The sequence below is a fragment of the Acidimicrobiales bacterium genome (assembly GCA_035316325.1).
Lineage (GTDB): Bacteria > Actinomycetota > Acidimicrobiia > Acidimicrobiales > VFJN01 > DASXTK01.
In genome coordinates, this window is record DATHJB010000200.1 from 1 (window position 1) to 11,199 (window position 11,199).

An 11,199-nucleotide genomic window follows, 5' to 3' on the forward strand; every position below is an offset into this window, starting at 1 on the left:
GAACTCCCTCATCGGCTTCCGCGCCCTGATGGGCGTGGGAGGGGCGTTCATCATGCCGGCCACCCTGTCGGTCGTCACGAACGTCTTCCACGACCCGAAGGAGCGCGGCCGGGCCATCGGCGTGTGGGCCGGCGTGTCCGCGCTCGGGCTGGCGCTCGGGCCTGTCACCGGCGGCTTCCTGCTCGAGCACTTCTGGTGGGGCTCGGTGCTGCTCGTCAACGTGCCGGTGGTGATCGTCGCCCTCGTCGGCGGGTTCCTGCTGATCCCCGACTCGCGCGACCCCTCTGCGCCCCGGGTCGACGTGCCCGGCGCCCTCCTGTCGATGGCCGGCCTCGCCGTCCTGCTGTGGGGCCTGATCGAGGGCCCGACCAAGGGCTGGCTGTCGGGTGAGGTGCTCGGCGCGTTCGCCGGCGGGCTCGTGCTGCTCGGGGCGTTCCTCGCCTGGGAGCGCCACACGGACGCGCCGATGCTCGACGTCAGCTTCTTCAAGCGCCCCCGCTTCAGCGCCGCCAGCGGGGCCATCACGTTCACCTTCATGGCCCTGATGGGCACGATCTTCGTGCTCACCCAGTACCTGCAGTCGGTGCACGGCTTCAGCCCGGTCAAGGCGGGCGCGGTGCTGATCCCGATGTCGCTGGTGATGGTGGTGCTGGCGCCCCTGTCGGCCCGGATCGTCGAGCGCATCGGCAGCAAGCTGGTGCTCGGCTCCGGCCTGGTGATCGTGTCCGCCGGCCTGGCGTCGATGTCGCTGTTCACCGTGGGCACCCCCACGTGGCTCATCATCCTGTCGACCATGCTCATGGCATCCGGGATGGCCAACGTCATGGCGCCGGCCACGGAGTCGATCATGGGCTCGCTGCCCCGGGAGAAGGCCGGGGTCGGCTCGGCCGTCAACGACACCACCCGCCAGGTGGGCGGGGCGATCGGCGTGGCGCTGGTCGGTAGCCTCCTCGCCTCCCGCTACGGCGGCCACGTCGACGCGGGGCTGGCCGACAGCGGCGTGTCGCCGAGCGTGCTCGACCGCATCGGCGGCAGCGTGCAGGCCGGCATCAGCATCGGCCGCGACACCGGTGGCGAGCTGGGCGGGCGCATCGTCGACGTCGCCCAGCACTCGTTCATGTCGGGCATGCACCTCTCCGCGCTGGTCGCGGCCGGCATCACGCTGATGGCGGCGCTCGGCGTGTTCCGGTGGCTGCCCGCCCGGGCGCCGGAATCCGAGGCGGCTCCGCCCCTGGCGGGTGCCGACGGCAACGGCTCGGGCTCGCACGAGGATGCGACGGTGCCCGCCCCCGTCCCCTAATCTGACGGTACGTCAGATTTGGGAGGACGCGGAGACCCATGGGGCTGCTCGACGGCAAGATCGCCATCGTCACCGGCGCAGGACACGGCATCGGCCGTGGCCACGCACTGGAACTGGCCAGGCAGGGAGCCAAGGTCGTGGTCAACGACCTCGGCTCCACGGTCACCGGGGAGGGCGCCTCGCGCGACGCCGACGTGACCGTGAAGCTCGTCGAGTCGCGGGGCGGCGAGGCCGTCGCCAACTACGAGGACGTGGCCGACCACGAGGGCGCCGGACGCCTGATCGCCCAGGCCGTCGACACATGGGGCCACCTCGACGTCCTGGTCAACAACGCCGGCATCGTGCGCGACCAGGCCATCTGGAACATGTCCGAGACCGACTTCGACGCCGTGCTGCGGGTCCACGTGAAGGGCACCTGGGCGCCGTGCCACTGGGCGGCCCGGCACTGGCGGGAGCGGGGCAAGGCGGGGGAGGCCTTCACCGGTCGGGTGATCAACACGATCTCGGGCGCCGGGCTGGTCGGCAACTTCGGCCAGACCAACTACGCCACCGCCAAGGCCGGCATCGCCGGGCTCACCCAGACGCTCAGCCTGGAGCTCTACAAGCTGGGGGTGACCGTCAACGCCGTGGGCCCCGCGGCCGCGACCCGGATCACCGCCACCATGCCGGGCGCGCCCGCGGTCATCGAGCCCGACGACGTGCCCGACGACGAGTGGAACCGGATGGACCCGGCCGTCTCGTCGCCGCTCGTCGCCTGGCTGGCCTCCGACGAGTCGCAGCTCGTGACCGGCCAGGTCATCCGGGCGGTCGCCGAGGACATCATCTGGATGAAGGGCTGGAGCGACGGCCCCAAGGTGAACAACGGCGGCAAGCGCTGGGACGCCACCACCCTCGGCACGGTGCTCGCCACCGACGTCTTCAACACCCGCGCCCCGGGCTTGCGTTACTGACGCCGGCCTGCGTTACCGACGCCCCACCGGCCACCCCACCGCCACCCCAGGCGGTGAAGGCGGCAAGGCGCTTCGCAGCGCTCACCGATGGCGTGATGGTCTAACTTTTCCCGATGGCGCGGCGGGCCGCGATCTCCGGCGGCGACCAGGCATACCTTCGGCAAGTCCAGTATCGAGACGGATCGAAGCTCTCGGATCGTGCCCAGCTGCACGTGAAGTACAGCACCGCGAGCGTCGCCTGGTTCCCGTGGCTGAGTCGGCAGATCGGGTGGCCGACCTCGGCACGGGTGCTCGACGTGGGTTGCGGTACCGGCTGGCTGTGGGCGGAGGCGGCGCCCTCGCTGCCCGACGACCTCGACCTCACGCTGACCGACCTGTCCATCGGCATGGTGCGCGACGCCCTCGGGCGGGTGAGCGGCCGGGGGCGGCACCGGCGGGTGACCGGCCACGTCGCCGACGTGCAGCAGCTGCCGTACACGGCTGAGCAGTTCGACGTGGTGGTCGCCAACCACATGCTCTACCACGTGCCCGACCCGCGGCTGGCGGTGCGCGAGATGGCCCGGGCGCTGCGTCCGGACGGCGTGGTGCTGATCGCCACCAACGGGCCGGCCCACCTACGGGAGCTGTGGGAGATCCGTGAGGAGGTGTTCGGCGGCGAATCGGGGCGCTGGTTCAGCGACGTGTTCGGCATCGACAACGGCGGCGCGATGCTGCGGGAGCAGTTCGCCGACGTGACGTGGCACCCCTACGACGACCGCCTGATCTGCCTCGACCCCGACGACGTCCTCACCTTCATGTGCTCCTGCCCTCCGGCCGAGAGCGCCACCCCCGCCCAGCTCCACCACATGTCCCAGGTGGTCGAGGCCCGCTTCGCCGCCGGTGCCGGGGTCCTCGAGGTCGAGAAGGAGACCGGCGTGTTCACCTGCCGCTCCCCCCAGCCCAAGCCCTGACCCTCCTCGGAGGGTCGCCGCAACGTCGTCTGGACGCGGCAAGGGCGGCGCCCTGGGGGGTGGGGATGCGCCGCCCTTGCGATCTTGTCGGATGTGGGTGCTAGCGCCAGCCGAGGTTGCTGGTGCAGGCCGGCCAGGCGCCCCAGCCCGAGCTCTCCCAGAGCTGCTTGCCCATGGCGATCTGGACCTCACGGGAGTGCTCGTGCGGGTAACCGGTACCGCCGAGGCCCTGCCACGTGGACAGCGAGAACTGGATCCCGCCGTAGTAGCCGTTGCCGGTGTTGATCGACCAGTTGCCGCCGGACTCGCACTCGGCGAGAGCGTCCCAGGAGCCGTCGTAGTAGGGGTCGCCGAGCTGCCCGCTCGACGGCGGCGGCACCGTGTCGGGAACCGTCATCGGCGGCTCCGTGGACGGTGGCGGCGGTGGTTCCGTGGTGGTCGTGGTGGGCGGCGCCGTGGTCGTGGTGGTGGGCGGAGCCGTGGTGGTCGGTGGCGGCGCCGTGGTGGTGGTCTGGCGCGCCAGCAGGCTCTTCATCTGGGCCGCGTCGTGCTGGGAGTTGCCCCGCGCCGCTCGCAGAGCGATCAGCGAGGGTGAGGGCGTGTCCTCGGTGGCGACACGGTCGTCGTCGCCGTCGGGGATGATCGAGTTGGCCAGGGCGATGGGCCCGACCAACAGTGCGACGCCGGCAACGCCACCCAGGATGGCCCGCCGTACGTCATTCCGTTTATGACGACCGTGGTCGTCATGGGTGCCCTGTTCGCCGTTCCAGTCAGACATCGTGCGCAGTTCTCCTTGGTCGGGAGCGCGCGTCATTCCCACACAAAACTCGGGGAGGGAAGGGGATTTCCGAAGTGCCCGCGGACGCCCCAGCACGCGCCGTCCTGTTCCTTGGTGAAATGAGTCTGACACGATCGCAATAATTTCGCAACAATGGGGCGCCTCAAACCGCGCCGCCTGGATGAACCCTGCCCGCTCCGAAAACCCAGCTGCGAAGCGCTAACGGGACCTGGGAAGCCCCAGGCCACGCTGGGCGATGATCTCCCTCTGCACCTCGCTCGAACCACCGTAGATCGTCGTGACCATCGCGTGTCGGAATGCATGTTCGAAATGGCCCTCGGAAACCGTAGCCCGCTCGCCGCGCGGGATGAGGGCATTCGTCCCGATCATGTCGAGCAGGTCGCTCGACGCCGTCGCGAAGGCCTCGGTCAGGGCCAGCTTGGCCATCGATCCCTCGACCAACGGGAGCGCGCCCGTGGCCGCCATCCAGGCCGAGCGGTACAGCAGCAACCGACCGACCTCGAGCTCGGTGTCCCAGCGCGCCAGGCGCTCCTGGTTGATCGGATCGTCGATGGGGCGGGGCCGGCCGGTGTCGCCCGCCGGCTCGGCAGCCCAGCTCGCCGCCCGCTCGAGCAGCTGGGCCGGCTCGCCCCAGTTGGCGCTGGCCCGCTCGTAGACCAGCGCCGCGTGCATCACCGACCAGCCGTCGTCGACGTCGCCCACCCGGCACGAGTCGGGCACCTCGACGTCGGTGTAGAAGGTGATGTTGGTGCGCTCGCCGCCCAGCGTCTCCACCGGCGTCACCTCGATGCCCGGTGACGACATCGGCACCAGGAACATCGTCAGCCCCTTGTGCTTCGGGGCGTCGGGGTTGGTGCGGGTCAGCAGGAAGACGTACTCGGCCTCGTGGGCCATCGTCGTGAACATCTTCTGCCCGTTGACGATCCACTGGTCGCCGTCGCGTACGGCCCGGGTCTGCGTCGCCGCCACGTCGCTGCCGGCGTCGGGCTCGCTGTAGCCCAGGGCGCAGAGCACCTCGCCGGCCAGGATCCTCGGCAGCACCTCGTGGCGGTGCTCGTCGGTGCCCCGCAGCAGCAGCGTGGCGCCCACCATCGCCGCCATGTTCATCGCGTCGATCGGGGCTCCTGCCCGGTACAGCTCCTGCATCAGGGTGGTGGTGGCGATCACGCTGTGGCCCAGGCCACCCACGTCGGTGGGCCAGCCGGCCGCGAGGTAGCCCCGCTCGCAGAGCTTCCGGTGGAGCCCCCAGTCGTGCATCGTGCCGGTGTCGAGCGACCGCTCGACGATGTCGGGCGTCAGGTGCTCGGCCAGGAACGCCCGCACCTCCTGCTGCAGGGCCAGCGAGGCCGGGTCGAGCCCGAAGTCCATGCCGGTGGCCTCGCCCGACTCCTCGGCGGGCGGCGACTCGGCGGGTGTCGTGGTGCCGGGCGTCAGCCAGCGGCGGCGGGCGATCGTGCGCAGGCCCGCCCGCGGGTCGCCCAGGAGCAGTCGCCACCCCTTCGCCCGGCGGGCGTGGAGCTGGATGTCGTACTCCAGCATGAAGCCGTAGCCGCCGTGGTAGTGCAGGCCGGCGCCGGCGGCCCGCTCGGCCGTCTCGCCGCAGAACCAGAACGCCTGGGCCGCCAGCGCTGCGGCGTGCGGCTCGCCGTGCTGCGCCGCCCACGCCGACTCGTAGGCCAGCAGCCGGGCCCCGTCCGTGGCCGTGTGCACGTCGGCCAGCGTGTGCTGGACGCTCTGGAACGAGCCGATCGGCACGCCGAACTGGTGGCGGTCCTTCACGTACTGCACGCCGATGTCGAGCGCCGCCCGCGCCAGGCCCGCCAGGGCCGTGGCCGTGAGGATCCGCCACTCGTCGAGCGCACGGTCGAACAGCTCCGTGGCTGTCGTTCCCGCGGCCAACACCGTTCGGTTGCCCAGGTCGACATCGCCCACCGGCCCGTCGTGCAGAGTCTTCCGTGCCTGCCGGGGTGGGTCGATCGCGGCCACCAGCTCGTCGCCGTCGAGCGCCACCACCACCTGGGCGACTGCACCACCCGGCACCAGCCGGCCGTGGGAGTGGAGCGCGAAGCCGGCCGGAGCTCCCGCGACCTGGCGGCCCAGGGCATCCGCCGCAGCCGTTCCCTCGCAGCGAGCCAGCAGCCGGGCGACCACCATGGTCTCGACCAACGGGGCGCTGCCCAGGTGATGGCCGTGCTGCTCGGCCACCACCGCCAGGTCGGTCAGAGTCGCCCCGCCGCCGCCGTGCGCCTCGGGCACGCCCATCGTCGGGATGCCCATCCGGCCGAGGGCGTCCCACAGCGACGGGTCGAAGCCGTCGGTCGCCTCGGCGGCGCGCACCCGCTCGGGATGCGACTCCTTGGCGTACAGACGCCCCACGGCCTCCTGAAGCGCGAGCTGGTCTGCGGAGAGCGAAAGGTCCATGCCTGTCCCAGGTGTCCGTGTTCTTAGAATCTGACGGTGTGTCAGATATTGTGTCACCCATGCGGAGCAAGGCACCAGGAGCTGACCAGTGACCCGTTCTCTCTTGTCGGGGGTCCGCATCGTCGAGTGCTCGTTGTTGGGGCCGGCGGCGATCACCACCCACCTGGCCGACATGGGCGCGGACGTGATCAAGGTGGAGCCGCCGTCGGGGGACTACGTCCGCGACATGACGTGGCCGATCGTCGAGGGCGTGTCGCTGATGCACCTCCACGTGAACCGGGGCAAGAAGTCGGTGGTGCTCGACCTCCGCACCGAGGGCGGCCAGGCGGTGTTCCGCGACCTGGTGCGCGACGCCGACGCCGTGGTGGAGGCGATGCGGCCCGGCGGCCTGGAGCGCCGCGGCCTGGGCTACGAGGCGTTGCGGGAGGTCAACCCCCGCATCGTGTTCGTGACGATCTCGGGGTTCGGCCTCACCGGCCCCTACCGCGACATGCCCAGCCACGGCCTGGCCTACGACGCCTGGGCCGGCATCTTCAACCCGGAGACCGACGACGACGGCTTCGTCGCCATCCCCGAGCACGCCTCCATCGGCATCCACGCCGGACCGCTGTTCGGGGCGCTGGGGCTGCTCGCCGGCGTGGTGCAGGCCCGGGAGACCGGCGAGGGCTGCCGCCTGGAGATCGCCCAGTCGGACGCGGCCGCCGCCATGGACTGGCTGCGCAGCGAGACGTGGAAGGCCTACGAGCGCCCCGACGACGAGGTGACGGGCAACCGCTCGGACGACTACGCGCGCCGCGCGCCCGGCACGGCGGGCATGCGCCACGGCGTGCGCTACCAGATCTACGAGTCGAAGGACGGCTACGTGCTGTTCCAGGCGTCGGAGCGGGAGTTCTGGAAGAACTTCTGCGCCGGCGTGGGCCGCGAGGACCTCTTCGAGCGCTTCCCCGGCGCCCGCATCGCCGACCACGCCCCCGGCAACCGGGTGCTGCAGGCGGAGCTGCGCGACATCTTCTCGACCCGCACGAGCGCCGACTGGATCGCCTTCGGCGAGGCGCACAACACTCCGATCGCTCCGGTGAACACCCCGCAGACGCTGGCCGACGATCCCCAGTTCCAGGACCGGATGGGCTGGATCGGCCGTGACCGTCTCGGCGCGGAGCAGCTCCCGTCGCCGCTGAAGGTGGTGGGCGACGACCTGCCCGAGCCCACCCACGCTCCCACCGTCGGCGAGCACACCGACGCGGTGCTGCGCGACGCGCTCGGCTACGACGACGAGACGATCGCGGCGCTGCGGGACGGTGGTGCGTTGGGCTGAGGTCTGCTCGCTACTCTCGGTGTGGTGCGACGACGACTGGTAGCAGGCGCCGCGATCGTCGTGGTGCTGCTGTTGGCCCTGGCGCAGCTGCACGCCCTGGTGACCTACGACAGCGAGCCGTACGTGGACCGGAGCATGGCGTCGATCCCCCGGCTGCTGCGGGAGCAGGCGCCGCGCCACGAGCGGAACCTCGACCCCTACGAGGGCTACGGCACCTGGGTGGACGTCTACGACTTCGCTCCCTCGTACCAGGGCGGCGGCACCCCCACCGTGACCGCCGACAGCGTGGACGAGATGCTGCGGCGAGGTGTGCGCACCGTGTACCTCCAGGCGGCCCAGCTCGACTCCCGCTCGCCGGGGCCGGTGGTGGACCCCACCGCGGTGGGCCAGTTCCTGGTGCGGGCCCACCGGGCCGGACTCCGCGTCGTCGGCTGGTACCTGCCTCGGTTCACCGACCTCGACCAGGACCTGCACCACCTCGCGGGCATCTCGGACTTCGAGGTGCTGGGCCATCGCTTCGACGGGGTGGCCGTGGACATCGAGTGGACCGACGGCGTGGTGGACCACGCGGCCCGCAGCGCCGAGCTCGTGGACCTGTCGCGCCGCCTGCGGGAGGCGAACGGCGACGACGCCCTCGGGGCGATCGTGCTGCCGCCGGTGCAGATCGAGGTGGTCAACCCCGCCAAGTGGCCCGGCTTCCCGTGGCGGGAGCTCGCCTCGTCGTACGACGTGTGGCTGCCGATGGGCTACTGGACCGAGCGCACCGAGGCGTCGGGGTTCAAGAACGGCGAGACCTACACCGACGAGAACGTGCGACGGATCCGCAAGAACCTCGACGACCCGGACGCTCCCGTCCACGCCATCGGTGGCATCGGCGACGATCTGACCCCGGAGCAGGTGACGGGGTTCATCCAGGCACTGGAGGCGACCGACGCCATCGGCGGGTCGATCTACGACTGGGCCACGCTGTCGACGCAGATGCGCGACCACCTGGCCCGCCTGGCCCAGTAGGAGCAGGCCGATCAGCAGCAGGTCGTTCACGGCCGGACCTCCTCGGTGGGCAGCGGGAAGCCGCACAGGGCGAACGAGGTGGCCAGCTGGGCGAGGACGTGGTCGTCGAGGAGGCGGGCGGCGGACTGGGCCAGCAGGCGCACGTCGATCATCTCGCCGAGCACCCACCGGGCGAACATGCCGTCGTCCATCCAGTGGGTGACCGCGCGCTCGAGCGGCGGCCGGCCGTGGTCGACGCACTCGGGGTCGAGTCGCAGGCGACTCCAGGGCCAGGCGTCGGCCCACTCGCGGGTGGCCTCCTGCACCTCCGGCGCGGTCGGTGCCGCCGGGAGGCCCTTGCCCGTCGGATGCAGGCGGGCCACTGTGTCCCACGAGACGCGGCTGCGCCGTCTGGTGGACCCGGCGGCCTCGACCACCCGGTCGAGCCAGACGTGCAGCCACAACCGCACGGTGCTGTCGGGTGGCGCGGCCGTGGGGAGGCCCAGGGCCCGACGGCAGCTGTCGCCCACGGCTCCCTCGGGCAGCCCGGGGAGGCGCCGCACGGTGCTGCCGTCGCGCAGGACACCGTCGCCCCGGCCGGTGCGGTCGATGAGGAGGGTCACCGAGACCGGCACGGCGGCGCGCACCTCGTCGGCGAAGCTGGTTCGTCGGGTGAGCGGCGGGCCGTTGCGAGGGTCGTCGACGTCGTAGCCGCGCCCTCGGGTGTGCAGGCCGATGCCGCTCCAACTCGTGGGGGCGGTGAGGCCGAGCAGCACGTCGAGGGGATGGCAGCCGCCCAGGGGCAGGGTCTCCAACTTGGGTGGATCGCCCGTGACCCGGAGGATCGCGCCGTCGGGTTGGTGTTCGAGGAGGGCGTCGGCGGCGTCGACGAGCTCTTGGAGGGGGAGGGGATCGGGTGCGCGACCGCGGCGGGTCGCATCGGGCGTAGGCATGGGCGTGCGCCTCCTGAGGCAGCATCGATCGGATAGCCAAGAGGCGATCGCTGCCCAGATCTACGCCGGGAGGGGGATCACGAACCCTGTGCGCACACCTTAAGAAGGGGGTGTGACAATTAAGGACGAGGGGGCCGCCTACCAGGGCGAATCCCTCTCTTTGTGTGCTGACCTGGGATCCGACGACTTGGCCGGTCACACCCGGTCACACCCGATCACAGCCGCTCTCGGCGGGATGCCTCACGGATGCCTCACGGCGTCGACCGCCCGTCCGAGTCGCCGGTCAGCGCCTTGTAGCCCCGGCGACAGAGATGCAGAAGCGCGACGTCGGCGACTGTTACTGCGAGCCCACCGGCGGGAGATGAGTTCTGAACTGACCAGTGCAGCGTCCACAGCAGCCAAAGGACTTGAATGCACTCCTCCCCCTTTGCTGCGACGAGGCTGAGAACCTGAAGCCTTACGACGACAAGGACCAACGCCAGCACGAGGACGCCAATGGCAGCGTCGTCGTGCGGAACAGCGGAAGCTTCAGCCTCACGGGTCGCGCACTCGTGGAGGTCCGCCAACAGGCCGTGGGCTCTGAGACCGGCGAACAGGTCGCTGGTGTCGAGTCCGGCGAACAGGCTGCCTATGTCGAGTCCGGCGAACAGGCTGCCAAGGTCGAGCCCAGCCAACACGTTGGTGACCTTGAGTCCGGCGAACAGGTCGCTGGTGACGAGCTTGGCGAACAGGTCGCTGGTGTCGAGCCCGGCCATCACGTTGGTGGCCTTGAGTCCGGCAAACAGGCTGCTGGTGTCGAGGTCGGCCAAGACGTTGGTGGTCTTGAGTCCGGCGAACAGGTCGCTGGTGTCGAGGTCGGCCAAGACGTTGGTGGTCTTGAGTCCGGCGAACAGGCTGCTGGTGTCGAGCCCCCTGGACCTCGCCCGATGCGCTGCTTGCCGATGCGCATCGCTGCAGTACTTCGGCACCGGCCCGCGGTCGTGCGGGCGCCGGAACGGCTCGTCGCACCACGCGCATCGCAGCTGGTCATCGTCAGACATGTAACGAGTGTAACGAGTCATGCACCGTGGCTCGGGCAGTCCGGACGACCTGACAGGGTGAACGGGCCGGCAGTCATGCACTGGGAAACGGGTGCTGTCGGCCCGTTCGATCCATCGGTCTCCGCCTTGAGCGAAGGCCGACACGTCTAGAGATGACGCTCAGCAGAGGTCGTCAAACTCGTCCTTCTTCGCGCCAGCGATGAACGCAGCGAACTCCTCGCGAGAGAAGTCCGGTTCGTCCTTCGAGTGCCGGATGCCTCGGCGGTCGTCGCCGAGGTCGGCGACGGCCACACACTGCATGCCGTCCGACACGCTCGATGTGCGCCATACGGGGTCGTTGATGGTCATTGGGTGCTCCTTTGCTTGCGGGGGGACTCGTTGGGGGCGAGGGTCGTCGCAGCTAACGCCGGTTTGTCGCCCTCGGCCACCGCGTCCTCGTGGGCGCGCCGCAGGCGCTCCACGGCCCCCAGCAGAGGACCGG

General features: G+C 70.8%; 10 protein-coding genes. 5 read left to right on the forward strand and 5 right to left on the reverse strand.

Annotation, left to right across the window (positions count from 1 at the left end):
- The 3 genes from VK611_26280 to VK611_26290 form a co-directional block, all read left to right on the forward strand.
- Positions 1 to 1,300, forward strand: a 1,300-nt coding sequence (locus VK611_26280; GenBank protein HMG44870.1) for an MFS transporter, incomplete at its 5' end; no start/stop codon positions are given.
- A 38-nt stretch (positions 1,301 to 1,338) separates the two neighbouring features.
- On the forward strand, positions 1,339 to 2,250 hold the full coding sequence (locus VK611_26285; protein HMG44871.1) for an SDR family NAD(P)-dependent oxidoreductase: 912 nt from the start codon (positions 1,339 to 1,341) through the stop codon (positions 2,248 to 2,250).
- Between the two features lie 212 nt (positions 2,251 to 2,462).
- Positions 2,463 to 3,200, forward strand: coding sequence for a methyltransferase domain-containing protein (locus VK611_26290; GenBank protein ID HMG44872.1), 738 nt, complete (start codon positions 2,463 to 2,465; stop codon positions 3,198 to 3,200).
- Between the two features lie 100 nt (positions 3,201 to 3,300).
- Here the strand turns inward: VK611_26290 and VK611_26295 are convergent, their stop codons facing one another.
- Complete coding sequence (locus VK611_26295) at positions 3,301 to 3,978, reverse strand: transglycosylase family protein (protein HMG44873.1); 678 nt, start codon at positions 3,976 to 3,978, stop codon at positions 3,301 to 3,303.
- 219 nt (positions 3,979 to 4,197) lie between these two features.
- Positions 4,198 to 6,594: an acyl-CoA dehydrogenase gene (locus VK611_26300; protein ID HMG44874.1), complete on the reverse strand. Its 2,397-nt coding sequence runs from the start codon at positions 6,592 to 6,594 to the stop codon at positions 4,198 to 4,200.
- Here VK611_26300 and VK611_26305 point away from each other — a divergent pair.
- Positions 6,509 to 7,735 carry a CoA transferase gene (locus VK611_26305; GenBank protein ID HMG44875.1) on the forward strand — a complete coding sequence of 409 codons (1,227 nt, stop codon included), beginning with the start codon at positions 6,509 to 6,511 and terminating at the stop codon, positions 7,733 to 7,735. The two genes, VK611_26300 and VK611_26305, sit on opposite strands and share 86 nt — an antisense overlap.
- 24 nt (positions 7,736 to 7,759) lie before the next feature.
- Positions 7,760 to 8,746 carry a hypothetical protein gene (locus tag VK611_26310; protein ID HMG44876.1) on the forward strand — a complete coding sequence of 329 codons (987 nt, stop codon included), beginning with the start codon at positions 7,760 to 7,762 and terminating at the stop codon, positions 8,744 to 8,746.
- 26 nt (positions 8,747 to 8,772) lie between these two features.
- Here VK611_26310 and VK611_26315 read toward each other — a convergent pair whose 3' ends face one another.
- From VK611_26315 to VK611_26325, 3 genes are all read right to left on the reverse strand, one after another.
- Positions 8,773 to 9,678 (reverse strand): hypothetical protein, encoded by a 906-nt coding sequence (locus VK611_26315; protein HMG44877.1) that lies wholly within the window; start codon positions 9,676 to 9,678, stop codon positions 8,773 to 8,775.
- A 251-nt stretch (positions 9,679 to 9,929) separates the two neighbouring features.
- Complete coding sequence (locus VK611_26320; protein HMG44878.1) at positions 9,930 to 10,718, reverse strand: hypothetical protein; 789 nt, start codon at positions 10,716 to 10,718, stop codon at positions 9,930 to 9,932.
- 159 nt (positions 10,719 to 10,877) lie between these two features.
- Positions 10,878 to 11,066, reverse strand: coding sequence for a DUF397 domain-containing protein (locus tag VK611_26325; GenBank protein ID HMG44879.1), 189 nt, complete (start codon positions 11,064 to 11,066; stop codon positions 10,878 to 10,880).
- Between the last annotated feature and the right edge of the window lie 133 nt (positions 11,067 to 11,199).

Coding starts and splice junctions, on each gene's coding strand:
- VK611_26325 (HMG44879.1), bottom strand. CDS start 11,066: ATGACCATCAACGACCCCGTATGGCGCACATCGAGCGTGTCGGACGGC.
- VK611_26320 (HMG44878.1), bottom strand. CDS start 10,718: ATGTCTGACGATGACCAGCTGCGATGCGCGTGGTGCGACGAGCCGTTC.
- VK611_26295 (HMG44873.1), bottom strand. CDS start 3,978: ATGTCTGACTGGAACGGCGAACAGGGCACCCATGACGACCACGGTCGT.
- VK611_26315 (HMG44877.1), bottom strand. CDS start 9,678: ATGCCTACGCCCGATGCGACCCGCCGCGGTCGCGCACCCGATCCCCTC.
- VK611_26285 (HMG44871.1), top strand. CDS start 1,339: ATGGGGCTGCTCGACGGCAAGATCGCCATCGTCACCGGCGCAGGACAC.
- VK611_26300 (HMG44874.1), bottom strand. CDS start 6,594: ATGTCGGCCAGGTGGGTGGTGATCGCCGCCGGCCCCAACAACGAGCAC.